Origin of the sequence: Serinibacter arcticus (assembly GCF_004786095.1) — a bacterium.
GTDB classification, from domain to species: domain Bacteria; phylum Actinomycetota; class Actinomycetes; order Actinomycetales; family Beutenbergiaceae; genus Litorihabitans; species Litorihabitans arcticus.
Map to the genome: position 1 here is coordinate 215032 of NZ_RHPJ01000004.1, position 26046 is coordinate 241077.

Below are 26046 nucleotides of genomic sequence, written 5' to 3' on the forward strand. Positions count from 1 at the left end.
GTCACTTCCCTCCCTGGGCCGGGGCGAGGTCGACCTTGAACACCTTGATCGCGATGAAGCAGATGACGATCACGCACAGGAACAGCAGGACCGAGATGGCGGAACCCATGCCGATCTGCAGCTGGCCGATCGAGGTGCGGTAGGCCAGGAGCGCCAGCACCTCGGTACCCGCGGACCCCTGCGTCATGATGAAGACGTTGTCGAAGATGCGGAAGGCGTCGAGCGCCCGGAACAGGACCGCCACCATGATCGCGGCCTTCATGTTGGGGACGATCACGCGCTTGAACACCTGCCACGGCGTCGCACCGTCGACCTTGGCGGCCTCCTCGAGGTCGCCCGGCACCTGCGCCAGGCCCGCGAGCAGGAGCAGCGAGATGAACGGCGTCGTCTTCCAGATCTCCGACGCCATGATGACGATCAGTGCCGTGGGCGTCTCGGCGAACCAGTTGAGGTCGCTGCTGATCCCCGGCACCCAGTCGAACCAGGAGTTGACGAAGCCGCTCGTGGTGTCGAACGCGTAGAACCACGCGAAGGCGGAGACGACCGTGATGATGCCGTACGGCACGAGGATCGCCGTGCGCAGAAGACCGCGCAGGCGCCTGAGCGCGCGGTGCATGACCATCGCCAGACCGAACCCGATGACCAGCTCGACGGCGACGGTGATGACCATGATCAGCGTCGTCACGCCCATCGCTCGCCAGAAGATCGAGTCGGTCAGGATCACGAGGTAGTTGTTCAGCCCGACGAACGTCCGGTCGTCGGGCGCCGTGAGCTGGTAGTTGAACAGCGACTCCCAGACCGCCTGCAGGATCGGGTAGAGGGTGACCGCGAGCATCACGACGAACGCGGGTCCCGCGAGGATCCATCCGAGCCTCGCCTCGGCGCGGCGACGCGCGCTGCGGCGAGGCTTGCGGGAGGACGTCGCGTTCGCGTTCCTGGCCGAGGACGACGACGGCGCGGCGGTGGGCGACGACGTCGCGCCGGGACCGGTCGTGGCGCTCACAGCAGGTCCTCCCCCGCCAGGATGGCCCGGAGCAGCTCGGTCGACCGCTCCGGCGTCGACTCGGGGTCGATCTGGTCCAACGGGTGCCACGTGCGCTGAAGTCCCAGGGTCACGGTCGTGTAGAACGGCGTGAGAGGACGCGGCGCACCGGCCTCGAGGCTCTCGCGCAGGACGTCGGCCATCGGGAAGGCCTCCTGGACGGCCGGGTCGTCGAACGCCTCGGTGGCCGAGGGCGGGTTGCCGTTGGTGACGAAGTACTCCGCCTGCTTGGCCGGGTCGGTGATGCAGGCGATCGCGGCGAACGACTCCTCGACGTGCTCGCTGAACGCGCTCACCCCGAGGTTGATCCCGCCGACCGGCGGCCGGGACTCCTGACCCTCGACGACCTGCGGGTACATCGCCCACCCGACGTCGTCGAACACCTCCTGGGACAGCGAGCCGTCCTCGACCGCACCCGACATCGCCGGCCAGACGAACGGCCAGTTGACCATGAACGATCCGCGGTCCCCCTCGAAGGTCGAGAGGTTGCCGTTCTCGTCCGAGGTCGGCAGCCCGGGGCCGCCGAGACCGTCCTCGCCGATCTCCGACAGGATGCGCGCGGCCTCCGCCCCGGCCTCGCTGTCGATCGTCACCTCCACCTCGTCGGCGTTGGAGGCTTCGCCGGAGATGACCTCACCACCGGCGGACTGGACCAGGGAGTTGATCCACACCGTCAGCGCCTCGGCCCGTCCGCCCTGGACGCCGAGGTAGAGCTCCTGCTCCCGTGTGGCATCGATGATCTGGTCCCACGTGACGGGCTGCGTCATGTCCAGACCGGCCGCCTCGGCGACCGACGTGCGGTACCAGAGGAGCTGCGTGTTGGCCCAGAACGGGACCGTGACCAGCTCGTCCTGCCACGTGGCGGTGTCGAGCGCGCCCTGCACCGCCTGCGCCTCGGCCGTCTCCTGCAGCTCCTGGGGTACCGGAGCGAGGAACCCCGCGCGGGAGAGCTCCGGCACGAACGGCGGGTCGATGCTCATGAGGTCGATCGAGGCGTCGTTGGCCGCCAGGCGGCGGGCCAGCTGCTCGCGCTGCGAGCTCGACTCGCGGGGCAGCAGCGAGGTCGAGATCGCGTACGCGCCGTCGGCCTCGGTCGTGCACTGCGCCGCGATGGCGGCCTGACCGCCGTCGTCGGGGTTGATGTACCAGGTGAGCTCGACGTCGTCGCCGTCCCCGCCCCCGCACGCCGCCAGACCCAACGTCGCCACCAGTGCGACCGCTGCGGCCGCGCCCGTCCGTCTCATGCCGTCCTCCGAACGTCACCGTCGTCGTCCGCTTGGACAAACCTTGGCAACTACAAAACCAAACGCGTCCGGCGAACGCAACATCGGCGACGGCGGCGCGCCGCCTCGTCAGGGGCAGTCCGACGGCGGCGCCGCGCACACGAACGGCCGGCCACCACGGGGGTGACCGGCCGCCGCGAGCGCCACCCGCTCAGAGGTCGATGCCCTCCAGCAGCTCGGTGACCAGCGCCGCCACGGGCGAGCGCTCGGAGCGCGTGAGCGTCACGTGGGCGAACAGCGGGTGGCCCTTGAGCGCCTCGATGACGGCCGCGACGCCGTCGTGCCGCCCCACCCGGAGGTTGTCGCGCTGCGCGACGTCGTGCGTGAGCACCACGCGCGAGCTCTGGCCGATGCGCGAGAGCATCGTCAGCAGCACGTTGCGCTCGAGCGACTGGGCCTCGTCCACGATCACGAACGCGTCGTGCAGCGAGCGGCCGCGGATGTGGGTCAGCGGGAGCACCTCGAGCATGCCGCGGTCCATGACCTCCTCGACGACCTCGGTGGAGACCATCGCGCCGAGCGTGTCGAACACGGCCTGCGCCCACGGGTTCATCTTGTCGTCGGCACTGCCCGGCAGGTAGCCGAGGTCCTGACCGCCGACGGCGTACAGCGGTCGGAACACCATGATCTTGCGGTGCTCGCGGCGCTCCATCACGGCCTCGAGCCCGGCGCACAGGGCGAGCGCCGACTTCCCCGTCCCGGCCCGCCCCCCGATCGAGACGATGCCGATCTCCTTGTCGAGCAGCAGGTCGATCGCGACGCGCTGCTCGGCGCTGCGGCCGTGCACGCCGAACACGTCGCGATCGCCCCGCACGAGCTGGATCTGCTTGTCGGCCGTCACGCGGCCGAGCGCCGAGCCACGCGTGGAGTGCAGCACCAGCCCCGTGTGCACGGGCAGGTCCTGCACCGGAGCGGGGTCGCGCAGGTCGGCGATCGAGACCCGCTCGCTCCCCCACAGCGCCGCCAGCTCGCCCTCGTCCAGGTCCACGCTCGCCATGCCGCTCCAGCCGACCTCGACGGCCTGCTGCGCCCGGTACTCCTGCGCGGCGAGCCCGACCGAGGAGGCCTTGACCCGCATCGGCAGGTCCTTGCTCACCACGACGACGTTCTTGCCCTCCGCCGCGAGGCTCGCCGCCACCGACAGGATGCGCGTGTCGTTGTCGCCCAGGCGCAGCCCCGACGGCAGCACCGTGGGGTCGGAGTGGTTGAGCTCGACGCGCAGCGTTCCCTCACCCGCCGGGACGGGCGCGTCCAGCCTGCCGTGCTTGACCCGCAGGTCGTCGAGCGCCCGCAGCGCGCTCCGTGCGAAGAACCCCAGCTCGGGGTGGTGACGCTTGGCCTCCAGCTCGGTGACGACCACGACCGGCAGGACGACGTCGTGCTCCGCGAACCGGAACAGCGCCCGCGGATCCGACAGCAGGACGGAGGTGTCGAGCACGTACGTGGTGCGAGGCGCCTCCTCCCCCGACGGCTCGTGCTCGGCCTGATCTGCCGGCTGGGGGACGATCTCGGTGCCTTCGCTCACGGTGGCTCCCTCCGACGCCGAAGCGCCTGGTGGTCAGTCCGTCAGGGCGCTCGCGCGCCGGTGCGGACCGTGCGAGGTGGGGGCGGTCGACCGATGGGGCCGACGGCCCCTCCTGACGAAGCGATGCTCCACAGTGGCCTTCCGGCGAGTGGCTGGGTGCCGCTCACGAGCCAGACGCTACGTCCGGCTCGTGGCAAAGATGTGCGACACGCCACACCGCGGGGGCGCCGCAGGAAGAGTTCACACGCTCGCAACCTGGCGCTCACCGAACACCACGGTCGGGCGGGTCCTCAGCGACCGAGGCGACGCTCGCGCCGCGAGTACGCGCGCACCGCGCGGAGGAAGTCGACGCGCCGGAAGTCGGGCCAGAACGCCTCGGCGAAGTAGAACTCCGTGTGCACGCTCTGCCACAGCAGGAACCCGCCGATGCGCTGCTCGCCGGAGGTGCGGATGACCAGGTCGGGGTCGGGCTGCCCCTTGGTGTAGAGGTGGTCGGCGATCTGCTCGACGGTGATCTCGTCGGCGACCTGCTCGATGCCGGCGCCGTGGGCCGCGCGCTCGCGCAGCAGCGACCGGATGGCGTCGGCGATCTCCTGCCGTCCGCCGTAGCCGACGGCCACGTTGACGACCATGCCCTCGACGTCCCTCGTCAGCTCCTGCGCCGCGCGCAGCCGCCGCGCCGTGGACTCCGGGAGCAGGTCCAGCGCGCCGAGCGCGTGGATGCGCCACCGTCGCGAGGCCGCGAGGTCGGAGACGGCCTCCTCGATGATGGCCACGAGCTCGCCGAGCTCGGCGGGGTCGCGCCGGAGGTTGTCGGTCGAGAGCATCCACAGCGTCACGATCTTCACGCCGATGGCGTCGGACCATCCCAGGACGTCGACGATCTTGTCGGCCCCGGCGCGATGGCCGTGCGACGGCGGGGCCGCGACCTGGCGCGCCCAGCGGCGGTTGCCGTCCATCATGATGCCGATGTGGTGCGGCACGTCCTCGGACCGCAGCTCACGGGCCAGACGCCGCTCGTAGAGCCCGTACAGGCCCTGGGTCGGGCTGAATCCGGCCATGCTCCACCACCCTCGCATCCGTCGCGGAGCCGGCTCCACCGGCGCGGCTGCGCCCGGTCGACTGCTCCGCCGGGCCACGCTACCGCGCGCACCGGCCCCCCGTCCGACTGGGCGCGGGGTGTCCGTTCGACCCCTCACAACCCCGCCGCACGGTGCTCACGGAGCCTGCACGACGACGGTGACGGCGTGCTCCACGTCCCCGGATCCGCACGCTGCGCTGGGGTAACCTACGGTGACGTAACCACGAGCGAGGACCGCATGCGCAGCACTTCCCCCGGTACGAGCCCCGACTCCCCCCAGCCCGCCCGCCAGCCCGCCCGGCCGACCGTGGAGTCCGCCGTCGAGCAGCTCGCCACCGCGGTCAAGCCGCTGCTGCGCGGCTGGATCCATGCGGGCATGTTCCCGTTCGTGCTGATCGCGGGGATCGTGCTCGTGGTGATCTCCCCGACGCCGACGGCGCGCTGGAGCACCCTGGTCTTCGCCGTCGCCACGGCCCTGCTCTTCGGGGCGAGCGCGGTCTACCACCGGGGGACGTGGGAGCCGCGCACCCTGGCGATCCTGCGACGCATCGACCACTCCAACATCTTCCTCGTGATCGCCGGCACCTACACGCCGCTGGCCGCGCTCCTGCTGCCGCCCGCCCAGTCGCGCACGCTCCTGCTCGTCGTGTGGGGCGGCGCCGTCGCCGGGATCCTGGCCAGGGTCTTCTGGCTGGGCGCGCCGCGCTGGCTGTACGTGCCCATCTACCTGGCCCTGAGCTGGGTGGCGGTGTGGTTCCTGCCGTCCTTCGGGCGCTCCGGCGGCGACGCCGTGATGTGGCTCGTGATCGCCGGCGGCATCGGCTACACCGTCGGAGCGGTCGTGTACGCGCTCAAGCGCCCCAACCCCTCACCGCGCTGGTTCGGCTTCCACGAGATCTTCCACGTCGGCACGCTCATCGGCTACACGTGCCACGCGATCGCGATCTACGTGGTCGTGCTCTCCCTGCGCTGACGCGCCCCCGGCTAGGCTCGCGGCACCCGTCCAAGGAGCCAGCGTGAGCAGCAAGAAGAAGTCCAAGAAGTCGACGAGGTCCGCCGAGCCGACGGCCGCGTTCGACGCACCGCTCGCCGACCTCCTGCGCCCGGAGCCGGGATCCTCGCTCGCCGACGTCGACACCCGGGCCACCCCCGGCTGGGACGCCGGTCGCTCGGCGGCCGAGGCCCGCACCCTGGAGCTGGGCGAGACGCTGTCGGAGCTGCAGGAGAGGCTGTTCGCGGAGGGGCGCTCCGGCGGCACCCGCTCGGTGCTGCTCGTGCTGCAGGGGCTCGACACGTCGGGCAAGGGCGGCATCGTCCGGCACGTGCTCGGCATGGTCGACCCGCAGGGCGTGACCATCCGCTCGTTCGGCGTGCCGACCGAGAAGGAGCGCTCGCACAGCTTCCTGTGGCGCATCCGGCGCGCGCTGCCGTCGGCCGGGCGGATCGGGGTGTTCGACCGCTCGCACTACGAGGACGTGCTCGTCGCGCGGGTCGACGCCCTGGCCGACCCCGAGACCATCGAGCGCCGCTACCGCGACATCGTCCGGTTCGAGAAGAAGCTGGCGGCCGCGGGCACCACGATCGTCAAGGTGGCCCTCGTGATCTCCCCGGCCGAGCAGTACGAGCGGCTGAGCAAGCGCCTGGCGCGCCCGGACAAGCACTGGAAGTTCGCCGTCAGCGACCTCGACACGCGCGCCAAGTGGCCCCGCTACACCGAGGCCTACGACATCGCGATCGAGCGCACGTCCACGGAGACCGCCCCCTGGCACGTCGTCCCGGCCGACCGCAAGTGGTTCGCTCGCCTCGCGGTCACCCAGCTGCTGGTCGACGCGCTGACGGGACTGGACCTCGCGTGGCCGGAGGCCACCTTCGACGTCGAGGCCGCGATCGAGGCCCTGGACGCGACGCAGGACGATCCGCTGGCCCTCACCCCGGCCGAGATCGAGGAGCGCGCCGAGCAGATCGAGCGCACGGAGTCCTAGCTGCCGTTCCCCGCGAGCGGGTGCACGCCGTACCGGCGGTGGGCGAGCACGGGGCTCGCCTCGCGCACGGCGGCGAGGCGAGCGGGATCGACGTCGGCGACCGCGAACGCCGGACCGTCGGCGGTGGGATCGCCGGCCTCGGCCAGCACCGCCCCCGCCGGGTCGACGACGAGGGAACCGCCCGTGCGCCCGTCACCGGGCTGGGAGGCGATCGCCAGGTAGACCGTGTTCTCGATCGCCCGGGCACGGGCGAGCACGCGCAGCTGCTCGGCCTTGCCCTCCCCCGCCGCCCAGGCCGCGCCGAGGACGACGACATCGGGCCGCGGGTCGCCCTCACCGCCCATCAGGGCGCGGAACGGTTCGGGGAAGCGCAGGTCGTAGCAGGTCAGGACGCCCAGGGTGACCGGGCCCGCCGCCGTCGGCAGCTGCACCGTCAGCGGCGCGCCGTCGCCGGCGGGATCGCCCGCCTCGAGGAGGTCGCTCTCACGGCTGCCGTAGGCGTCGTAGAGGTGGGCCTTCGTGTACCGACCGAGCTCGGCGCCGTCCGGGCCGACGACGACCGTCACGTTCCGCGCGCGGCCGGCTCGCCCCCCGCCCCCGGCGAGCCCCGGGAGCACGACGCCAACCACCACGCTCACGCCGTGCGCCGCCGCGGCCGCGCGGACGGCGGTCAGGAAGGGACCGTCGTCGGGCTGGACGAGATCACGGGTGAGCGGGCTCGACCAGCCCGAGGCGTACTCGGGCAGGAGCACGACGTCGGCGGCGTGCTCGCGGGCGGCGCGAGCGATCGCGTCAGCGGCCGCCGCACCGTCGCGCACCCCGGGGAGGCCCAGGGCGGCGTCGAGCTGCGCGGCCGCGATCCTCACCCGCGCTGACCGGCCTCGGGTGCCGGGGCGTCGCCGTCGACCGGACGGGTCTCGTCGGCACGCCCCTCGGGCACCTCGATCACCTGGGCCACCTCGGCGTCGGTCGGCTCTGTCGCGGCCTCCCGCGCCGTCGTCTCCTCGGCCTCGGCCTGCGCCGCGGCGGCGGCCTCCGTCTGGCGGTGGCGCTCGTTGGCGTTGACCCTGCGCATGTTCTTGTTGAACGAGCGGATCAGGAGCAGGAAGACGATGAGGACGGCGAACGTCGCCAGGAAGCCCGGAAGCCCCGGCGTGACCTCGTACTGGTCGGGGACCTCGGTCGCCAGCGTCGCCGCGAGCAGGGCACCGGTGCCGGTCACGGACGGACCCCGGCGAACAGGTCGTCCTCCATCGGCTCGGTCGGGACGGTGGAGGAGACGAGCTCGAACTCCTCCCACGGCCAGATCTCACCCTCGAGGTCGCGCGGCACCGCGAAGAAGAACCCGTCGGGGTCGATCTGGGTGGCGTGCGAGAGCAGTGCCTGGTCGCGCTGGCCGAAGTGGGCCGAGGCGTCCACGCGGCACGTGACGTTGCGGCCGCCCTCGCCGTCCCACTCCGCCAGCCACGCCCCGAACGGGGACTCGAGGCCGCGGTCGGTGAGCGCGTCGTGCACGGCCGCCATCCGGCGTCGGGAGAAGGACGCGTGGTAGTAGACCTTCGGCACCTGCCAGGGCTCACCGAGCTCCGGGTGCTGCTCCGGGTCGGCCGCCGCCTCGACCGCGGCCATCGAGACCACGTGGGTCATGATGTGGTCGGGGTGGGGGTAGCCGCCGTTCTCGTCGTAGGTGAGCAGGACCTGGGGACGCTGCTGCCGGATCTGGGCGACGAGCGCCGGCACGGTCTCCGTCAGCGGCGCGAGCGCGAAGCAGCCCTCGGGCAGCGGGGGCAGCGGGTCGCCCTCGGGCAGCCCGGAGTCGACGAAGCCGAGCCACGTCTGGCGCACGCCCAGGGCCGCGGCCGCCGCGTCCATCTCGCGCCGACGGCGCGCGGGCAGGTCCACCAGGACCTCGGGGTCGTGCTGGAGCCGGGGGTTGAGCACGTCCCCGCGCTCGCCACCGGTGCAGGTGACGACGAGGACGTCGACGCCGTCGGCCGCGTAGCGCGCCATGGTGGCGGCGCCCTTGCTGGACTCGTCGTCGGGGTGTGCGTGCACGGCCATGAGCCGGAGCGGGGCCACGGGCCCTCCTTGCGTGCTGGGATCTGTCGGTGACCATCATCCCACCTGGGGCAGACTGGTCGGGTGAGCACCACGGACGCCGAGCAGCGCGCGAGGCTCGAGCGCCGCTACGGCGCCCGCCCCGCCGCGGGTGGCAGGTCACCCGGAAGGCTGGCGGCGGTCGCCGCCGCCGTCATCGGCGTGGTGGGGACCGCCATCGTGCTGTGGCTGGTCTTCGGCGGCCCGGGGACCGGGGCGAGCGTCACCGGCTCGAGCTACCGCGTCGTCTCGGACTCGCAGGTCACGGTCTCCTTCTCCGTCCTCCGGGAGGATCCCGAGGTGCCGCTGCGCTGCACGGTCCAGGCCCTCGACGTGAGCCACGCCCAGGTCGGCGTGACCCTGGTGGACGTCCCCGCGGGCGGACCCCGCGTGGTGCCGCTGACGGTCGACGTGACCACGTTCGCCCGCGCCGAGCAGGCCGACGCCGTGAGCAACGGTTGCGTCGCGGTCCCGGAGTAGCGGTCCGGGAGTAGCCGCCACCGGCCCCGCTCGCACTACACTGGTCGTTTCGCCGTCCCTTCCGGGGGCGGCGTTCGTGTCATCGTGACGCGTCGGACCACCGGCGCACGTCCGGACCGGAGACGGACGATCCCGTCGCCGTCGGACGGGCGTCATCACGCATCGAGGAGAGCACCGTGCCCGACACCACCTGGCTCACGCAGGAAGCCTTCGACCGGCTCAAGGCTGAGCTCGACCACCTGACCGGCCCCGGTCGCACCGAGATCACGGAGCGCATCGAGCAGGCCCGTTCCGAGGGCGACCTCAAGGAGAACGGTGGCTACCACGCCGCGCGCGAGGAGCAGGGCAAGGCCGAGGGCCGCATCCGCCAGCTCACCGAGCTGCTGCGCACCGCCGAGGTCGGGGAGATCCCGAAGGACGACGGCGTCGTCGAGCCCGGCATGGTCGTCACCGCCGACGTGGGCGGCGAGAGCATGACGTTCCTCTTCGGCTCGCGCGAGGTCGGCGACACCACGGACCTGGAGGTGTTCTCCCCGTCCTCGCTGCTCGGTGCCGCGATCAACGGCAAGAAGGTCGGCGAGAAGACCAGCTACCTCACGCCCAGGGACGTCAAGGTCGAGGTCGCCATCACGGCGGCCACGCCGTTCCACGGCTGAGTCGCTCCACGGCTGAGTCCGCCGAACCATCGCCGACGGCGGTCACCCCCACCGGGGTGGCCGCCGTCAGCGCTCCACGGCGTCGAAGCCCGCAGCGCGGACGTGCTCGAGCACCTCGCGACTGTGACGGGAGCCCTTCGTGACCACCTCGACGTCGACGGCGGTCTCGTCCACCCCGAGGCCGGCACCGGTGCGCACGTGGCCGATCGTGACGACGTCGGCGTGCACCTGGGCGATCGCGTCCAGCAGCCCGACGAGGCTGCCGGGGCGGTCGGACAGGCTGCACCGCAGGTGCAGGTAGCGCCCGGCCGCGGACATGCCGTGGCGGAACACCTTGCGCAGCACGATCGGGTCGACGTTCCCGCCGGACAGCACCACCACCACGCTGCGGCCCGGTTCGACGAGCCCGTCGAGCGTCTCGCCCCGGTGCGCGATGATCGCGGCGATGCCGGCGGCACCCGCCGGCTCCACCACCTGCTTGGCACGCTCCGCGAGCGAGAGCACGGCGCGGGACAGGTCGTCCTCGCTGACCGTGAGCACCCGCGTGTCGCGGGCGGCGAGCACGCCGAACGGCACGTCACCGGGCCGGGCGACGGCGATCCCGTCCGCCATGGTCCGGGTGGTCGTGATCGAGGTGGGCGACCCCTGGGCCAGGGACGGCCCGTAGGCGGAGGCGCGTTCGGACTGCACCGCCACGACGCGGACGTCCTCCGGCACGGCCGCCGCGATCCCGGCCGCCAGCCCCCCGCCGCCGGTGGGAACGAGGATCGTGCCGACGTCGGGCACCTGCTCCAGGATCTCCAGGCCCACGGTCCCCTGCCCCGCGACGACGTCGACGTGGTCGAACGGGTGGATGAAGGTGCGTCCCTGCGCCTCCGCCTCCAGGACCGCGCGCGCGACGGCGTCCTCGACGCGGTCGCCGCCCAGCACCACCCGCGCACCGTAGGAGCGCGTCGCCTCGACCTTGGGGATGGCGGCGTCGGCGGGCATGTGGACGACGGCGTCGATCCCCAGCCGTCGCGCGGCCCAGGCCACGCCCTGGGCGTGGTTGCCGGCGCTGGCCGCGACGACGCCCCGGCGTCGTTCGTCGGGGCTCAGCCCGGCCAGCCGCACGAGCGCACCGCGCACCTTGAACGATCCGGTCCGCTGGAGGTGCTCGCACTTGAGGCGGAGCGGCGCGCCGGCGATCTCGGCGAACGCGTCGCTGCTCTCGACCGGGGTGCGGTGCAGGAGGCCCTCGAGCACCTCGCGGGCTCGCAGGACGTCGTCAAGGGTCACGAGGGGCTTGCTGTCCACTCCCCCACCCTGCCACCGCACGCGGCCGCGCGACAGCGAGCACCCGGGAGGAACACCGCGCGCCGCCCCGACGTTGACCCAGGTGGCGAAAGGAGCCCCCATGTTCTTCAAGCAGGCCCCCACCATGGTCACCGCCTCCGAGGCGCTGCCCGGTCGCGAGCAGCCGACCTTCTCCGTGCCCGGCACGCACCGCGTGCTCGGCACGCCGCTGCGCGGCCCCTGGCCCGAGGGCACGCAGGTGCTGCACGTCGCGATGGGCTGCTTCTGGGGCGAGGAGAAGCACTTCTGGCAGATCCCGGGCGTGGTCACCACGGCGGTCGGCTACATGGGCGGGTTCACGCCGAACCCGACCTACGAGGAGACGTGCACCGGGCGCACCGGTCACACGGAGACCGTGATGATCGCCTACGACCCGGCGGTCGTCACGATCGACCAGCTGCTCGAGGTCTTCTGGACCCAGCACGACCCGACCCAGGTGCACCGCCAGGGCAACGACCGCGGCACCCAGTACCGCTCCGCGATCTTCTGGACCACCGAGGAGCAGCGCGAGGCGATCGAGCGCTCGCGCGCGGCCTACCAGCCGCGCCTGACCCAGGCCGGCTACGGCGAGATCACGACGGACGCCCGATCGTCCGACGCCGCCGGGCCGTTCTGGTACGCCGAGGGCTACCACCAGCAGTACCTCGTGATGAACCCGAACGGGTACTGCCCGCTGCACGCCACGGGCGTCACCTTCTAGGTCCGGCGGCGCCGCGGCCGGCGGTGGGGCGGGCGACCCCGCCCCACCGCCGGTAACCTCGGGCGGGTGGCACGACTCGATCGGGCGAAGCTCGCCCCCAACGGACTCAACGTCCGCATCCAACGGCTGCGCGTCGACGGCGAGTACCTGCGCGTCTGGCGCCTGAGCGTCGACGCGGACGACCCCGAGGCCACCCCCACCCAGCCGCTGCGCACCTTCGTCCTGCTGCACGGGCTCGGCGTCTCCTCGTACTACTTCGAGCCCCTCGCGGCCCGGCTGGCGCGCTCCGGCGTCGTCTACCTCCTGGACCTGCCGGGGTTCGACGGCGTCCCGCACGCCGGACAACCGCTCGGCATCGGCGGGTTCGCCGACGTCGTGGCCTCCTGGGTCCGCCGCGAGGGCCTGATCGACCCGATCCTGGTGGGGCACTCGATGGGTGCCCAGGTCGTCGTCGAGACGCTCGCCCGCCACCGGGACCTCTCGTCCAGGGCCGTGCTGGTCGGTCCGCCCGTCAACGCGTCCGAGCGCAGCCCGTGGTGGCAGGCCTTCCGCCTGGCCCAGAGCTCGCTGCACGAGTCCTTCGGCACCCGCCGCGCCGCCGTCGCGGGCTACCTGCGCTGCGGCCCGCACTGGATGATGCGCGTGCTGCCGGCGCTCCTGGACTACCCGATCGAGGAGCGGATCACCCGCCTGCGCGCGCGCACGCTGGTGCTGCGCGGCACGTGGGACGGCGTCGCCCCGCAGGCGTGGGCGCACGAGCTCGTCGAGGCCTGCCCCGACGCCTCCTACGCCGAGATCGCCGGCGCCTCGCACGCCGTCGTCTACGCGCACTACGCCGAGACCGCGGCCCTGGTCCTGGCGCACGCCGAGGGCGAGGACGTCGACGGCGCCCACGTCGACGGGCGCGAGCCCGTCGCCGACCCCGACGGGCTCGCGGTGGGCACGGTCGAGGAGGCCGAGGCGGTCGACCAGGTCATCGACGAGGAGATCGGGATCGCGCCCGGCGAGACGCGCACCGGGGATCGCTCGGACGCATGACCCTCGCGCGACGGTCGTCGCGCCTCGTGCGGCGCGCGTTCGGGTGGCTCGACGACTACCGGTACATCCTCGGCATCCAGCTCGGTGCCCGGCTGCGCCCCCACCCGCCGCGGGAGTTCGCCCGGGGCGACCGCGTGCCGATCCTGCTGCTGCCGGGCATCTACGAGCCGTGGCACTCCCTCGCGGGCGTGGCGCGCGACCTCAACCGTCGCGGTCACCCCGTCCTCGTCGCGCCGGGGCTCGGGAACAACCTCGGGGCGTTGCGCGCCTCCGCCCGGATCGTGGCGAGGCAGCTGCGCCGCACGGGCACGCGGGAGCTCGTCGTCGTGGCGCACTCCAAGGGCGGCCTCATCGGCAAGGCCCTGATGATCGGCCCGCTCGGCCCGCGCGTGCTGGGGATGGTCGCGATCGCGACGCCGTTCGCCGGGTCGAGGTACGCGCGCTGGTTCCCCGACCCCGGCGTCCGGATCCTCAGCGACCGCGACCCCCACGTCGGGTCGCTGGGCCGCAGCCGCGGCGTCGACGCCCGGATCGTGTCGGTCTACGCGAGCTTCGACCCCCACATCCCCGGGGGCAGCGAGCTGGCGGGCGCCACGAACGTCGTGGTCGACACGGTGGGCCACTTCAGGGTCGTGGACCACCCGGACGTGCGACGCACGGTGCGCGACGCCGTCACGCGCTTCGAGGACGCCCGACCGGACGGGGCGCCGCCGGCCACCGGGCGGCCCCCGACCGCCTGATCAGATCGAGGGCGGCGTGCCCCAGATGCGCTCGATGTAGTCGCGCATCGAGCGGTCGGAGGAGAAGAAGCCCGAGCGCGCCACGTTCAGGATGGCGGACCGCGTCCAGCCCTCGACGTCGGAGTAGGCCGCGTCGACCCTGGCCTGGGCCTCGATGTAGGCGGCGTAGTCCGCGAGCACCATGAAGCGGTCCTCGTAGAGCAGGTTCGACACGACGGGCTCGAACACCGACCGGTCCCCGCCCGAGAACGCCCCGGAGGAGATGAGGTCGATCGCACGGCGCAGGCCGGCGTCCGCCTCGTAGAACGAGCTCGGGACGTAGCCGCGGGTCTGCAGCTCCTCGACCTGGGGCTCGAGCATCCCGAACAGGAAGAAGTTGTCGTTGCCGACGAGCTCGCGGATCTCGACGTTCGCGCCGTCGTCGGTCCCGATCGTGAGCGCCCCGTTGAGGGCGAACTTCATGTTGCCCGTGCCGGAGGCCTCCTTGCCGGCGAGCGAGATCTGCTCGGACAGGTCGGCGGCCGGGATGACCTTCTCCGCCAGCGTCACGTTGTAGTTGGGCGGGAAGATCACCTTGAGACGGTCCTCGACGCGCGGGTCGGCGTTGACGACCGAGCCGACCGCGTTGATGAGGTGGATGATCTCCTTCGCCATCTTGTAGCCCGGCGCTGCCTTGGCCCCGAAGATGAACGTGCGCGGCGTGACGTCGGCCGCGGCGACCTCGCCGGAGATGATCCTGTCGTAGGTCGTGACGATGTGCAGGAGCTTGAGCGACTGGCGCTTGTACTCGTGCAGGCGCTTGACCATGACGTCGAGCAGGTGGTCGTCGTGCACCGTGAAGCCGTCGCGCTCGCGCAGCACGGCGTCGAGGCGACGCTTGTTGGCGGCCTTGACGTCGCGGAAGCGCTCGCGGAACTCCTCGTCCTCGGCGTAGGACTCCAGCCCACGCAGCCGCTCCAGGTCCGTGAGCCAGCCGACGCCGATCGCATCGGTGATGAGCTCGGACAGGGCGGGGTTGGCCAGGCGCAGGAACCGGCGCGGCGTGATGCCGTTGGTGACGTTGGTGAACTTGCCCGGGTAGAACTCGTCGAAGTCGGGCAGCACCTTGTCGCGCAGCAGCTGGCTGTGCAGGGCGGCGACGCCGTTCACCTTCGAGCCGGCGACCGTGGCCAGGTAGGCCATCCGGACGGAGCGCTCGGGGTGCTCGGCGATGATCGACATGCGGCGGATGCGCAGCTCGTCGTCGCCGAACCGCTCGCGGACCTCGGCGAGGAAGTCGTCGTTGATGCGGTAGATGATCTCGAGGTGGCGCGGGAGCAGCTTGCCGAGCAGGTCGACCGACCAGACCTCGAGCGCCTCCGGCAGGAGCGTGTGGCAGGTGTAGGCGAAGCACTTCTGGGTGATCGCCCACGCGGCGTCCCACTCCAGGCCCCGCTCGTCCACGAGCACGCGCATGAGCTCGGGCACCCCGATCACGGGGTGGGTGTCGTTGAGCTGGAAGATGATCCGCTCGGGCAGCTTGGTGAGGTCGAAGTCCTCGGGGAGCTGCTGGTCGAGGAAGTCACCGATCGACGCGGCCACGAAGAAGTACTGCTGCTGCAGCCGCAGCTCCTTGCCCTGGGGCGTGGAGTCCTCGGGGTACAGCACCTTGGAGATGTTCTCCGCGAACGTCTGCGCGCGCACGGCCTCCTCGTAGTCGCCCGAGTTGAAGATCTTCAGGTCGAACGCGTCGGTGGCCTGGGCCCGCCAGAGGCGCAGGGTGTTGACGCGGCCGTTCTGGTAGCCGGGGACCATGTAGTTGTAGGGCACCGCGTTGACGTCCCAGGCCGGGATCCAGCGACGGCGCTCGACGCCGGCCTCGTCGGTGGTCGTCTCGACCGAGCCGCCGAACGAGATGAGGCGCGCGTTCTCGGGGTGCGGGAACTCCCACGGGGCGCCGAGCGCGAGCCAGGAGTCGGGCTGCTCGACCTGGCGGCCCTCCACGAACGTCTGGCGGAAGATGCCGTACTCGTAGCGGATGCCGTAGCCGATGCACGGCACGCTCATCGTGGCGAGCGAGTCGATGAAGCACGCGGCCAGGCGTCCGAGGCCACCGTTGCCGAGACCGGGCTCGACCTCCTGCGCGCGGAGGTCGGCGAGGTCGATCCCGCACTGCGCGAGGCCCTCGCCGACGATGTCGGTGAGGTCCGTGGCCAGCAGCGCGTTGCCGAGCTGCCGTCCCAGCAGGTACTCCGCCGAGAGGTAGGCGACGCCCTTGGCCTGGGTCTCGCGCTGACGGCGCAGCGTCTCCGACCAGCGGGCCATCAGGTAGTGGCGCACGGTGCGCGCGAGGGCGAGGTACTGGTCGTTGACCGTGGACCCCTGGAGCGAGACGCCCTGACCGAAGTTCAGCTCGCGCAGGAACTCGCGGACGAACCCGTCCACCGACGCCGGCGGCGAGTTCACGGTCGCGAGCGCGAGCGGGTGGGTGGCCACGAGGCCGGTGCTGGCGGGGGTCGGGGCGGCCCCGGTCACGGGGGCGCTCTCGGACACGGGGCTGCTGGTCTCGGACACGCAGTCACCGTAGCGAGTCTCGAGGGCCTTGGCACCTGGCCCACCAGCCCGCGAGATGTGGGGCAGGTCACGTTTTCGTTGGGGCTTGCAGCAAAACTTGCAGTCGATTTCCGTCCAGGTGTGACGCAGGTCACCTCGCGGTCGGGTCGGGATGACCGGGCAGACTGGGGGCATGAGCCCTCTCGCCCCCGACCTCGCGGCCGGCGGGAGCCTCCGTCGCCGTCACCCGTTCACCCTCGCGTCCGCCGGCACCCCGGTCACCCCCACGGGCCCGTGGGGCGTCGTCGCGATGGGCCTCGTGAGCGCGAGCGCCGTCGTCCTGCTCGTGCTCCTCGAGCGGCCGATCGGCTACGCCGTGCTGGTCGCCGGGGTCCTCCTGGCCGTCGTCGTGGACCGCGTGCTGGCCCGCACGCTCGCGATCGTGGCGCTCGCGCTCGTCGCCCTGTCCTCGATCTCGCTCGCCGCGGACCTGAGCAACGCGGGCATCGCACGGTTCGCCGTCGTGCTCGGATTCGCGGTGCTGGCACCCGCGCTGCTGGCGCGCCGGTACGTGGCGCGCGACGCCGTCGTCTTCCCCCTGCGCACGGGGCAGCCCTGGTCGCGGGCAGCGTGGCTCTACCTGATCTTCGTGGTCGTGGCCGGGTACCTGATCCTGCCCGCCTACTTCCTCGGTTCCGGGGCGTACCAGAACTGGCCCGAGATCACCTCGGCGGGCGAGATCGGTCGGCTGTTCTTCGGGGTCAACGCCGTCGGCATCTGGGACGAGCTGTTCTTCGTCTGCATCGTGTTCGCGCTCTACCGCCGGCACGTGCCGCTGTGGCTCGCCAACCTCATGCAGGCGGTCGTGTTCGTGTCGTTCCTGTGGGAGCTGGGCTACCGCTCGTGGGGGCCGCTCCTGACGATCCCGTTCGCGCTCATCCAGGGCTGGACGTTCGCGCTGACGAAGTCGCTGACCTACGTGGTCACGGTGCACCTGCTGTTCGACGCCGTCGTGTTCATGGTGCTCGTGCACGCGCACAACCCGCACCTGTTCGACATCTTCGTCACCGCGCCCTGGTAGGCGCGGGTCGCGGCTTCTCGCCCACGACGGCGGGGCGTCAGACCTCGCGCGTGCGCGTCCAGTGCAGCAGCCGCTCCAGCTCCCAGGTCGTGATGATCCTCTCGGCGGGCACCCCGCGTGCCGCGGCGCGCGAGTAGCCCAGCGCGAGCCAGTCGAGCTGACCCGGTGCGTGCGAGTCGGAGTCGATCGAGAACAGGCACTCGGCCTCGAGCGCCAGGTCGATGAGGTCCTCCGGCGGGTCGCGGCGCTCGGGACGGGCGTTGATCTCCACGGCCGTGCCGTACTCGCGGCACGCCTCGAAGACGATCTCGGCGTCGAACTGCGACGGCGGCCGCGTGCCCCGCGCCCCCTCGACCAGGCGTCCGGTGCAGTGCCCGAGGACGTCCAGGTGGGGGTTGGCGACGGCGCGCACCATCCGCCGCGTCATCGCGGCGGACTCCATGCGCAGCTCGGAGTGCACCGAGCCGACGACGACGTCCAGCTGCTCCAGCAGGTCGGGCTCCTGGTCGAGCCCGCCGTCGTCGAGGATGTCCACCTCGATCGCGGTCAGGACGCGGATGCCGACACCCTCGTCGGTCAGCGCCGCGTTGAGGTCCGCGATCTCCTCGATCTGGGCGCGGAGACGTTCGGGGCTGAGCCCGTTCGCGACGCGCAGCCGCGGCGAGTGGTCCGTGATCGCGACGTACTCGCGACCGAGCCGTGCGGCGGTGCGCACCATCTCCGCCAGGGGGCTGCCGCCGTCGGACGCGATCGTGTGGGTGTGGAGGTCGCCGCGCGCGTGCGCGAAGAGCGCGGCGCCGGCCTCGTCGTCCGGGCTCAGCGTGGGGGTGGCCTCCGCCCTGGCCTTGGCCAGCGCGTCGGGCACGCCGCCGCCGACGGCGGCGACGATGGCCTTGGCGGTCGAGGCGCCGATGTCCGGGATGCGGGTCCAGGCGGCCTGGCTCGTGCCGAGGTCGGCGACCCGGTCGGCCGGGAGCGCCTCGACGGCGTCGGCGGCCCTGCGGTACGCCTTGACGCGGTGGGTGTCGACCCGGGCGCGCTCGCGCCAGAAGGCGATCTCTCGCAGCGCCTCGACCGCCGAGCGGCCCGGGTCGTCACTCATGGTCGTGCTCGGGTCTCAGCGGGCGCCGAGGATGTCGACGACGAACACGAGCGTGTCCGTGCCGCCGATGCCGGCCGCGGGCATGCCGCGGTCGCCGTAGCCCAGGTGCGGCGGGATGGAGACCAGCACGCGGGAGCCGATCTGCTTGCCGACGAGCGCGTCGTCCCAGCCGGCGATGACCGCGCCGACGCCGATCGGGAACTGGATCGAGGAGCCGCGGTCGTAGGAGTTGTCGAACATCGCGCCGTTCCAGACCTGACCGTAGTAGTTCACGTCGATGGACTGGCCGGCCTGGACCTCCTCGCCCGTGCCCTGCTCCAGGACGACGACGGCGAGCTCCTGCGGCGCGGCGTTCTCGGGGAACTCGAGGACGGGCTTGTCGCCGAAGGTGCCGGAGGCGGAGGGAAGGTGGGACATGGTGTGCCTTTCGGGCGGGAACGGTTGCCGCTCCACCCTAGTTCGCACGGCCCTCAGCGCAGCAGGTCGGCCAGGAACGCGCGCTGGCGCGCCCAGCGCAGCTGCTCCCCGCCCTCGTGCCCGTTGAACCGGTAGACGTCGATCTCGCTGCCGGCCGGGTGCCCGTAGTGGTTGAACGCCGCGAACACCGTCGACGGCGGGCACGTGAGGTCCATCAGCGCGGCCGAGAACAGCCCGGGCGCGCTGGCCGTGCGACCCAGCGTGGCGACGTCGAGGTAGGACAGCGTGCGCATCACGCGAGCCTCCGCCCCGCGGTGGGTGCGGAGGTGGTCGGCGACCTCGCGGTAGGGGTAGGCGTCGGTCAGGACGACGGCGCGGGCCAGGTGGCTCATGAACGGCACGTCGGGCATCGCCGCGAGCAGTCCGGGGACGAGCCCCGCGACGGCGAGCGCCGTCGCCCCGCCCTGCGAACCGCCGAGGACGGCGACACGCTCCGGATCGACGCCGGCGACCGTTCGCACGGCGTCGACGGCGCGCACGCCGTCCGTGAACAGCCGGCGGTAGAAGTGGTCGTGGGGGTCGTCGATGCCGCGCGTCATGAACCCCCCGACGCCCCGGCCGGCGGGGGCAGGATCCGGCGTCGACCCGCCCGTGCCCCACGTCGAGCCCTGACCGCGGTTGTCCATCACGAGGTGGCCCCAGCCGGCCGCGGCCCACGCGAGGCGCTCGTGCGGCAGCCCGCGACCGCCGCCGTAGCCGACGTACTCGACGACGGCGGGGACGACGTCGTCACCGACGGGCCGCACGTACCAGCCCTTGATGCGGTGGCCGCCGAAGCCGGAGAAGGTCACGTCGTAGGCGTCGACGGCGCGCAGGCCGGTGTCCACGAGCGTCAGCTCGACGTCGACGTCGAACCCGCGCGCCTCGGCCAGCGTGCTCGACCAGAACTCCTCGAGGTCGTCCGGGACGTCGAGCTCCGGCCGGTAGCGCGCGAGCTGGTCCTCGGGAAGGTCGAAGTGGGCCACGCGACAACCCTAGGTGCCGAGGTAGCGCCCCGGCTTGTGGTTCAGCACCAGGACCAGGCTGAGGACGACGGCGCCCGCCGCCGACAGCAGGACCGTCTGCGGCGCGACGACCGTCAGGGCGAGCAGGACGACGGCGACGTCGAGCCCCATCTGCACGTAGCCGGCGCTCCAGCCGAGCCGCTCCTGCAGCGTGAGCGCGAGGATGTTGAACCCGCCCAGGCTGGCGCGGTGGCGGAACAGCATCAGCAGTCCGACGCCGGCGAGGAGGTTGCCCGTGAGGATCGCGTAGACGGGGTGCAGCGCGAGGCCGATCGTGTCGGCCAGGCCCGCGAACGGGTGGAGCGAGGCGAGCACGGCCGCGAGCGCCACGGCCGTCGCGCTGCGGGCCGTGAACCCCCAGCCCTTGGCCCGCAGGGCGAGCAGGAAGAAGGGGATGTTGACGGCGAAGAACAGCACCCCGAACGGGATCGGGAGCGCGTAGCTCAGCAGGAGCGCGAGCCCGGCCGTCCCGCCGGTCACGGCGTCGACGGCCTGCAGCAGGTTGAGGCCGAGCGAGGCGATGAACGCGCCCGTCAGGATCCCGAAGACGTCCTCGACCACGCTGTGGCGCAGCACGACGCCGGCCTCGGCGTAGGGCGAGGTCGCGGCGCGGGGGGTGGGGGCGCCGGGATCGGTCGGATCGGTGGGGAGGTCGACCGGGTCGGGGGTGGTGACCGGGTCGGAGGATGCGGTGGGCATGGCTCCAGCCTCGCACCCCCGTGTGTCCGGCGCGGGTCGGAACGACGACGGCCGGCCCCCGAGGGGACCGGCCGTCGTCGATCTGTCGTGCTGTCGCCCCGGGGGGCGAGGTGCGTCAGTCGCCGCGCAGGATGGCGAGGAGACGCAGGAACTCGAGGTACATCCACACCAGCGTGACCGCGAGGCCGAAGGCCGCCGACCAGGCGTAGCGCGCGGGGGCGCCGCGCATGACGCCCTTCTGGATGCCGTCGAAGTCGATGACGAGCGTGGCGGAGGCGAGGATGACGGCCGCGACGCCGATGAGGATGCCGAGCGGACCCTGACGCAGACCCCAGCCGTCGAGCACACCCGTGAACATCAGGACCAGGTTCACCAGCGAGAAGATCATGTAGCCCACCAGCGACACCATCACGATGCGCTGGAACTTGGGCGTGTTGCGGACCTTGCCGCTCTTGAAGAGCAGCAGGACGGCGGTGAACGTCGCGACGGTGGCCAGGACGGCCTGGACGACGATGCCGGGGTAGCGGGCCTCGAAGACGCTGCTGATCGCACCCATGAACAGGCCCTGGAAGGCGCCGTAGGCGAGGATCAGCGCGGGCGACGGCTCGCGCTTGAAGGAGTTGACGAGCCCGAGGACCAGGCCACCGATGAGGCCGATGATCATCAGGCCGACCTGGAGGCCGGGCATCCCGAGCGCGGCAGGCGCCCACCAGGAGAAGGCGCCGAACAGCACGATGGTGCCGAGCACGAGGCCGGTCTTCATGATGACGTCGTCGTAGGTCAGCCGACCGGTCTGCGCGGCCGAGGCCGCGGGCATCCGGTAGGAGTTCTCGAGCTGGTCGGCCCCGGGGACGGGCGGCAGCGTCTGCGTGCCCGACGGCGTGCCGTAGGACTGCTGGCCGTACGCGTTCGCCTGGCCGTAGCCCTGCTGCTGGCCGGCCTGCGGGACCGCGGGGACGCCGAGCGAGGCGCGCTGCTTGCGCGCCTTCTCACTCTCCCCGAAGTAGGGGTCGTTGCTGAAGTACGGGTTGCTCACGCGAGCGCTCCTCGGATGTGGGCAGAGACGGAATGCTGGAGACATCAGGTAGAACGCTCCAGATGGGTGCCATGTTCCCAGAGGTGGGGCCGCGAGAACAGCCGGGCCCCGCCGTCGGGACGGAAGCTCAGGGTCCGGAGGTGGTAGGCCTCCCTCCCGTGAGGGAACGTCTCATCCCTGCGGGTGAGAGCGGCGCGTCGAAGTTCCGCCCGTCGGCTGCGGCGCCGAGCACCCGGTCCCCGTAGCGTCGAGGCAAGACCGGTCCAGCACTCGTCGCCGACGCGGCGGACCACACCGAGAAGGAGACCACCCGATGATCGAGGCGGAGAACCTCAGCAAGCGGTACGGGGCGAAGGTCGCCGTCAACGGCATCTCGTTCCGCGTCGAGCCCGGCACCGTGACCGGGTTCCTCGGCCCGAACGGGGCCGGCAAGTCCACCACGATGCGCATGATCGTCGGGCTCGACGCCCCGACCTCCGGCCGCGTCACCGTCAACGGCAAGTCCTATGCGGACCACGCCGCGCCGCTCCACGAGGTCGGCGCGCTCCTGGAGGCCAAGGCCGTCCACACCGGCCGCAGCGCCCGCAACCACCTGCGCGCCCTCGCCGCCACCCACGGCATGGGTGACACGCGGGTCGACGAGGTCGTCGAGATGACCGGCCTCGGCGCCGTCGCGAGCAAGCGGGTCGGCGGCTTCTCGCTCGGCATGGGCCAGCGGCTCGGCATCGCCGCCGCGATGCTCGGCGACCCCCGCACCCTCATCCTCGACGAGCCGGTCAACGGCCTCGACCCGGAGGGCGTGAAGTGGGTGCGCACGATGGTGCGCTACCTGGCCGACGACGGTCGCACCGTCTTCCTGTCCTCGCACCTCATGAGCGAGATGGCGATCACCGCCGACCACCTCATCGTGATCGGCCGGGGCTCCATCATCACGAGCGGCCCGGTGCAGGACGTCATCGACGCCACCTCCGGCACCTCGGTCACGGTCCGCTCCCCCGGCGCCTCGCAGCTCGCCGAGCTGCTCGCGGGCGCCGGTGTCAGCATCACCGCCGCCGAGCCCGGCGTCATCACGGTGCGTGGGCTCGACGCCGCGACCATCGGCGAGACCGCCGCCCGGAACGGGGTCGCGCTCCACGAGCTCACCCCGGTCCGCGCCTCCCTCGAGGAGGCCTTCATGACCCTCACCGCCGGCGAGGTCGAGTACCACTCCGGCGGCACCGAGTCCGCCACCCAGGACGGAGCCGCAGCATGAGCACCACCACCGCCACGAACCCCTCCGCGAAGGTCGCGACGCCGGCACCCGCCGCTCGCGGACGCGTCACCTTCCTCCACCTGCTGCGCTCGGAGTGGATCAAGCTCGTCACCCTGCGCTCCACGGGCTGGACGCTCGGCCTGACCCTCCTCGGGATGGTCGGTGTCTCGGTGATCTTCGCCGCGTCGGCCTCCGCGTTCGCCTCGGACACGGGCATCCCCCTGGACGGCATCGGCGCCTCGGCGATCACGTTCGGCTACTTCATCGGTCAGATCACCGTGGCCGTGCTCGGAGCGCTCGCCATCTCGGGCGAGTACTCCACCGGGATGATTCGCTCCACGATGGCGGCCGCGCCCCGTCGTCTCGACGTCGTCGCCGCCAAGGCGACCGTGATCGGCGTCGTCGTGTTCGTCACCGGCATCCTCGGCACGCTGCTGTCCTACCTGGTCACGCTGCCGCTGCTTCCCGACGGCGCCGGGGTGTCCTTGGGCGAGGGCGAGACCTGGCGCGTCATCGCCGGTACGGGCGCCTACCTCGCCCTGATCGCGCTGCTCTCGTTCGGCATCGGTGCGATCGTGCGCAACTCGGCCGGTGCGATCTCCGCGGTGCTCGGGGTGCTGCTGATGCTTCCGCTCGTGTTCCAGATCCTCTCCGGCTTTGGCCAGGACTGGGCCACCGACGTCATGACGTACCTGCCGGGGGTTGCCGGTGAGCGCCTGATGACGGTCGCCGGTGCCAGCGAGGCCATGAGCACCGGCATGTCGACGCTGTCGCCCACGGTCGGTGGGCTCGTCCTCGCCGGCTACGTCGCCGTCGTCCTCGGCATCGCGCTCACGCTCGTGAAGAAGCGCGACGTCTGAGCCGGACTCTCCCCATGACGAGCGAGGACGTCCGGACCCCGGCCGCACCCCAGGTGCCGCCGGGGTCCGGCGCGCCTCCCCACGCCCCGGCGGCCCCGATCGAACCCACGCCGGAGTTCACCGAGCTGACGGCGCGGCGCCTCGGCCCGGTCCGCGCGTTCTTCGTCCGGCACCCGGTGGTGATGGACGTCCTGGTCATGGCGTGGTTCGGGGTCCCCGCGATCTTCTCGTTGCTCCTCGCCGGCGTCGACGCGCCGGGGGGTCGACTGACCACGTCCCGGCTCGTCACCGCGATCGTCTGCTCGCTCGCCACCGTGGTGGTGCTGTGGTGGCGCCGCCGCGCTCCCGTCGTCGCCCTCGTCGTCATCACGGTGCTCGCCGTGATCGCCGCCGTCGTCACCTACAACACCAGCGGCCTGGAGCTCGCCGTGGCGTTCGGCGTCTACGCCGTGGCCGCCTCCGGTGGTCCGCGCCGTGCGTGGCCGGCCTTCGGCGGCGCGACCCTCGTGGTGGTGGCCGCGGTCGTCTGGGGAGGCGCAGCGCTCGACGCGGTCACGATCAGCGCCGAGGACGGCGTCGAGATCACGGCGCTGACCTACCAGATCACCGGTGCCTCGGTCGTCGTCATGTTCAACCTCGTGGCGATAGCGATCGGCACGAGCGTCCACAACCGCCGCCAGCACGTCGCCTCCATCATCGATCGCGGCAACCGCCTCGCGCTCGAACGGGACCAGCGCGAGCAGATCGCGGTGGTGGACGAGCGCAACCGCATCGCACGGGAGCTCCACGACGTCGTCGCCCACTCGCTCACCGTGATGATCACGCTGTCCGACGGCGCGGCAGGCATCGCCGAGCGCGACCCGACGCGCGCCCGCTCGACCATGCAGGACGTCTCCGAGACCGGCCGGGCGGCGCTCGCCGACATGCGACGCGTGCTGGGCGTGCTGCGCACCGACAACCTCGGGGCGTCGCTCGAGCCGAGCCCCACGCAGGGCGTCGACGACCTGGTCTCCCAGTTCCGCGGCGCCGGGCTGCGCGTCGAGCTCGTCCGGGCCGGCGGCCCGCTGCCCGCCGATTCCGGTCTCCGCCTGGCGGTCTACCGGATCGTGCAGGAGGCGCTCACGAACGTGCTGCGCTACGCACCGCTCTCCCCCGCCGTCACGGTCGGGCTCGACCGGACCCCGTCGGCCGTCGTCGTCGACGTGAGCAACCTCGCCGGCCCGGGCAACCACCCGCAGGGCGGCGGCAGCGGCCGCGGTCTCATCGGGATGCGCGAGCGGGTCGCGGTCTTCGGCGGCACTCTGGAGGCCGGCGCCACGCCGCAGGGCTGGCGGGTCAGGGCGCTCCTGCCCTGGGAGGATGAGGCGTGATCCGCGTGCTGCTCGTCGACGACCAGGCCCTGCTGCGCACGGGCTTCCGGCTGGTGCTGGAGACCGCCGACGACGTCGAGGTCGTCGGCGAGGCGGCCGACGGCGTCGCCGCCGAGCAGATGGTGGCGGCGCTGCGCCCCGACGTCGTGCTCATGGACGTGCGCATGCCGCACCGCAACGGCATCGACGCGACGGCCGCCATCACCGCCTCCCACCCCGAGACCCGCGTGCTCATCCTGACCACGTTCGACCTGGACGAGTACGCCTTCTCCGGACTGCGCGCGGGCGCGAGCGGCTTCCTGCTCAAGGACACGCGCCCCGCCGAGCTCATCGACGCGATCCGCGTGGTCGCGGGCGGCGAGGCCGTGGTCTCGCCGCGCATCACCCGGCGGATGCTCGAGCTGTTCGGCGAACGACTGCCGTCGGGCGTCGGCGAGGGTGCGGGGCCGGCCGAGCACCCGGCGCTGGCGACCCTGACGCCCCGCGAGCACGAGGTCCTCACCGCCATCGGCCACGGCCTGTCCAACACCGAGATCGCCACGCAGCTCGTCGTGTCCGAGGCGACCGTCAAGACGCACGTGGGCAACGTCCTGGCGAAGACCGGGTCGCGCGACCGCGTGCAGGCCGTCGTGCTGGCCTACTCCACCGGACTCGTCCGGCCCGGGTAACGTGCA

The 26046-nt window shown here is 72.3% G+C and carries 26 protein-coding genes; 12 read left to right on the top strand and 14 right to left on the bottom strand.

Annotation, left to right across the window (positions count from 1 at the left end; genetic code table 11):
- Position 1: 1 nt before the first annotated feature.
- From SERN_RS13855 to SERN_RS13870, 4 genes are all read right to left on the bottom strand, one after another.
- Entirely contained in the window at positions 2-1003 is a 1002-nt protein-coding gene (locus tag SERN_RS13855; protein ID WP_135850748.1) for a carbohydrate ABC transporter permease, read from the bottom strand.
- A complete protein-coding gene (locus SERN_RS13860) occupies positions 1000-2286 on the bottom strand; it encodes an extracellular solute-binding protein (protein WP_135850749.1) in 1287 nt (428 codons plus the stop codon). Before SERN_RS13860 ends, SERN_RS13855 begins: the two co-directional genes overlap by 4 nt.
- A 190-nt stretch (positions 2287-2476) precedes the next feature.
- The gene (locus SERN_RS13865) at positions 2477-3832 is read right to left on the bottom strand and encodes a PhoH family protein (protein WP_135850816.1); all 1356 of its coding nucleotides are present in this window, start codon (positions 3830-3832) and stop codon (positions 2477-2479) included.
- Positions 3833-4140: 308 nt separating this feature from the next.
- Positions 4141-4911: an isoprenyl transferase gene (locus SERN_RS13870; protein WP_135850750.1), complete on the bottom strand. Its 771-nt coding sequence runs from the start codon at positions 4909-4911 to the stop codon at positions 4141-4143.
- Between the two features lie 258 nt (positions 4912-5169).
- Here SERN_RS13870 and trhA point away from each other — a divergent pair, with 258 nt between their 5' ends.
- Together trhA and SERN_RS13880 are read left to right on the top strand one after the other, a co-directional pair.
- Positions 5170-5904, top strand: a complete 735-nt coding sequence (gene trhA, locus SERN_RS13875; RefSeq protein WP_135850751.1) for a PAQR family membrane homeostasis protein TrhA — start codon at positions 5170-5172, stop codon at positions 5902-5904.
- Between the two features lie 43 nt (positions 5905-5947).
- Entirely contained in the window at positions 5948-6913 is a 966-nt protein-coding gene (locus tag SERN_RS13880) for a PPK2 family polyphosphate kinase (RefSeq protein ID WP_135850752.1), read from the top strand.
- Here SERN_RS13880 and SERN_RS13885 read toward each other — a convergent pair.
- Genes SERN_RS13885 through mca form a run of 3 tightly spaced genes read right to left on the bottom strand, consistent with a single transcriptional unit; the run spans position 6910 to position 8974 of the window.
- Entirely contained in the window at positions 6910-7779 is an 870-nt protein-coding gene (locus SERN_RS13885; protein ID WP_135850753.1) for a nitrilase-related carbon-nitrogen hydrolase, read from the bottom strand. The two genes, SERN_RS13880 and SERN_RS13885, sit on opposite strands and share 4 nt — an antisense overlap.
- Positions 7776-8135 (bottom strand): hypothetical protein, encoded by a 360-nt coding sequence (locus SERN_RS13890; protein ID WP_158292670.1) that lies wholly within the window; start codon positions 8133-8135, stop codon positions 7776-7778. The genes SERN_RS13885 and SERN_RS13890 overlap by 4 nt, the downstream gene beginning before the upstream one ends.
- Positions 8132-8974 (bottom strand): mycothiol conjugate amidase Mca, encoded by an 843-nt coding sequence (gene mca / locus SERN_RS13895; protein WP_135850817.1) that lies wholly within the window; start codon positions 8972-8974, stop codon positions 8132-8134. The genes SERN_RS13890 and mca overlap by 4 nt, the downstream gene beginning before the upstream one ends.
- Positions 8975-9055: 81 nt before the next feature.
- Between mca and SERN_RS13900 the strand changes: the two genes are divergently transcribed.
- On the top strand, positions 9056-9490 hold the full coding sequence (locus SERN_RS13900) for a DUF4307 domain-containing protein (RefSeq protein ID WP_158292671.1): 435 nt from the start codon (positions 9056-9058) through the stop codon (positions 9488-9490).
- A gap of 161 nt (positions 9491-9651) precedes the next feature.
- Positions 9652-10146, top strand: a complete 495-nt coding sequence (greA, locus tag SERN_RS13905) for a transcription elongation factor GreA (RefSeq protein ID WP_408640878.1) — start codon at positions 9652-9654, stop codon at positions 10144-10146.
- Between the two features lie 66 nt (positions 10147-10212).
- Here greA and ilvA read toward each other — a convergent pair whose 3' ends face one another.
- The gene (ilvA, locus tag SERN_RS13910) at positions 10213-11442 is read right to left on the bottom strand and encodes a threonine ammonia-lyase (RefSeq protein WP_233251707.1); all 1230 of its coding nucleotides are present in this window, start codon (positions 11440-11442) and stop codon (positions 10213-10215) included.
- Positions 11443-11542: 100 nt separating this feature from the next.
- On the opposite strand from ilvA, the gene msrA reads away from it, so the two are divergent.
- The 3 genes from msrA (at position 11543) to SERN_RS13925 (ending at position 13959) form a co-directional block, all read left to right on the top strand.
- Complete coding sequence (gene msrA / locus SERN_RS13915) at positions 11543-12181, top strand: peptide-methionine (S)-S-oxide reductase MsrA (protein ID WP_135850758.1); 639 nt, start codon at positions 11543-11545, stop codon at positions 12179-12181.
- A gap of 66 nt (positions 12182-12247) precedes the next feature.
- Positions 12248-13219, top strand: coding sequence for an alpha/beta fold hydrolase (locus tag SERN_RS13920; protein ID WP_135850759.1), 972 nt, complete (start codon positions 12248-12250; stop codon positions 13217-13219).
- Positions 13216-13959 (top strand): esterase/lipase family protein, encoded by a 744-nt coding sequence (locus SERN_RS13925; RefSeq protein WP_135850760.1) that lies wholly within the window; start codon positions 13216-13218, stop codon positions 13957-13959. Before SERN_RS13920 ends, SERN_RS13925 begins: the two co-directional genes overlap by 4 nt.
- Here the strand turns inward: SERN_RS13925 and SERN_RS13930 are convergent, their stop codons facing one another.
- Positions 13960-16434, bottom strand: a complete 2475-nt coding sequence (locus SERN_RS13930) for a glycogen/starch/alpha-glucan phosphorylase (protein ID WP_233251722.1) — start codon at positions 16432-16434, stop codon at positions 13960-13962.
- Positions 16435-16684: 250 nt separating this feature from the next.
- Here SERN_RS13930 and SERN_RS13935 point away from each other — a divergent pair, with 250 nt between their 5' ends.
- Complete coding sequence (locus tag SERN_RS13935; protein WP_408640876.1) at positions 16685-17572, top strand: CPBP family glutamic-type intramembrane protease; 888 nt, start codon at positions 16685-16687, stop codon at positions 17570-17572.
- A 37-nt stretch (positions 17573-17609) separates the two neighbouring features.
- Here the strand turns inward: SERN_RS13935 and SERN_RS13940 are convergent, their stop codons facing one another.
- From SERN_RS13940 to SERN_RS13960, 5 genes are all read right to left on the bottom strand, one after another.
- Complete coding sequence (locus SERN_RS13940) at positions 17610-18674, bottom strand: PHP domain-containing protein (RefSeq protein ID WP_135850761.1); 1065 nt, start codon at positions 18672-18674, stop codon at positions 17610-17612.
- Positions 18675-18689: 15 nt separating this feature from the next.
- Entirely contained in the window at positions 18690-19091 is a 402-nt protein-coding gene (locus SERN_RS13945; RefSeq protein WP_135850762.1) for an FKBP-type peptidyl-prolyl cis-trans isomerase, read from the bottom strand.
- Positions 19092-19144: 53 nt separating this feature from the next.
- Entirely contained in the window at positions 19145-20116 is a 972-nt protein-coding gene (locus SERN_RS13950; RefSeq protein WP_135850763.1) for an acetylxylan esterase, read from the bottom strand.
- Positions 20117-20125: 9 nt separating this feature from the next.
- On the bottom strand, positions 20126-20854 hold the full coding sequence (locus SERN_RS13955) for a YitT family protein (RefSeq protein ID WP_135850764.1): 729 nt from the start codon (positions 20852-20854) through the stop codon (positions 20126-20128).
- 115 nt (positions 20855-20969) lie between these two features.
- Entirely contained in the window at positions 20970-21890 is a 921-nt protein-coding gene (locus SERN_RS13960) for a Bax inhibitor-1/YccA family protein (RefSeq protein WP_233251708.1), read from the bottom strand.
- Positions 21891-22203: 313 nt separating this feature from the next.
- Here SERN_RS13960 and SERN_RS13965 point away from each other — a divergent pair, with 313 nt between their 5' ends.
- From SERN_RS13965 to SERN_RS13980, 4 genes are read left to right on the top strand one after another with little or no spacing between them, the layout of a single operon-like run.
- Positions 22204-23142, top strand: coding sequence for an ABC transporter ATP-binding protein (locus SERN_RS13965; RefSeq protein WP_135850766.1), 939 nt, complete (start codon positions 22204-22206; stop codon positions 23140-23142).
- Positions 23139-24002 (top strand): ABC transporter permease subunit, encoded by an 864-nt coding sequence (locus SERN_RS13970; RefSeq protein WP_135850767.1) that lies wholly within the window; start codon positions 23139-23141, stop codon positions 24000-24002. The genes SERN_RS13965 and SERN_RS13970 overlap by 4 nt, the downstream gene beginning before the upstream one ends.
- Positions 24003-24016: 14 nt before the next feature.
- Entirely contained in the window at positions 24017-25372 is a 1356-nt protein-coding gene (locus SERN_RS13975) for a sensor histidine kinase (protein ID WP_135850768.1), read from the top strand.
- On the top strand, positions 25369-26040 hold the full coding sequence (locus SERN_RS13980; protein WP_135850769.1) for a response regulator: 672 nt from the start codon (positions 25369-25371) through the stop codon (positions 26038-26040). Before SERN_RS13975 ends, SERN_RS13980 begins: the two co-directional genes overlap by 4 nt.
- Positions 26041-26046: the final 6 nt, after the last annotated feature.

Bases quoted from the DNA above. Each gene is read 5' to 3' on its own strand.
- SERN_RS13860 (WP_135850749.1), bottom strand. From the start codon at position 2,286: ATGAGACGGACGGGCGCGGCCGCAGCGGTCGCACTGGTGGCGACGTTG.
- SERN_RS13870 (WP_135850750.1), bottom strand. From the start codon at position 4,911: ATGGCCGGATTCAGCCCGACCCAGGGCCTGTACGGGCTCTACGAGCGG.
- trhA (WP_135850751.1), top strand. From the start codon at position 5,170: ATGCGCAGCACTTCCCCCGGTACGAGCCCCGACTCCCCCCAGCCCGCC.
- mca (WP_135850817.1), bottom strand. From the start codon at position 8,974: ATGGCCGTGCACGCACACCCCGACGACGAGTCCAGCAAGGGCGCCGCC.
- msrA (WP_135850758.1), top strand. From the start codon at position 11,543: ATGTTCTTCAAGCAGGCCCCCACCATGGTCACCGCCTCCGAGGCGCTG.
- SERN_RS13925 (WP_135850760.1), top strand. From the start codon at position 13,216: ATGACCCTCGCGCGACGGTCGTCGCGCCTCGTGCGGCGCGCGTTCGGG.
- SERN_RS13935 (WP_408640876.1), top strand. From the start codon at position 16,685: ATGAGCCCTCTCGCCCCCGACCTCGCGGCCGGCGGGAGCCTCCGTCGC.
- SERN_RS13940 (WP_135850761.1), bottom strand. From the start codon at position 18,674: ATGAGTGACGACCCGGGCCGCTCGGCGGTCGAGGCGCTGCGAGAGATC.
- SERN_RS13945 (WP_135850762.1), bottom strand. From the start codon at position 19,091: ATGTCCCACCTTCCCTCCGCCTCCGGCACCTTCGGCGACAAGCCCGTC.
- SERN_RS13955 (WP_135850764.1), bottom strand. From the start codon at position 20,854: ATGCCCACCGCATCCTCCGACCCGGTCACCACCCCCGACCCGGTCGAC.
- SERN_RS13965 (WP_135850766.1), top strand. From the start codon at position 22,204: ATGATCGAGGCGGAGAACCTCAGCAAGCGGTACGGGGCGAAGGTCGCC.
- SERN_RS13970 (WP_135850767.1), top strand. From the start codon at position 23,139: ATGAGCACCACCACCGCCACGAACCCCTCCGCGAAGGTCGCGACGCCG.
- SERN_RS13975 (WP_135850768.1), top strand. From the start codon at position 24,017: ATGACGAGCGAGGACGTCCGGACCCCGGCCGCACCCCAGGTGCCGCCG.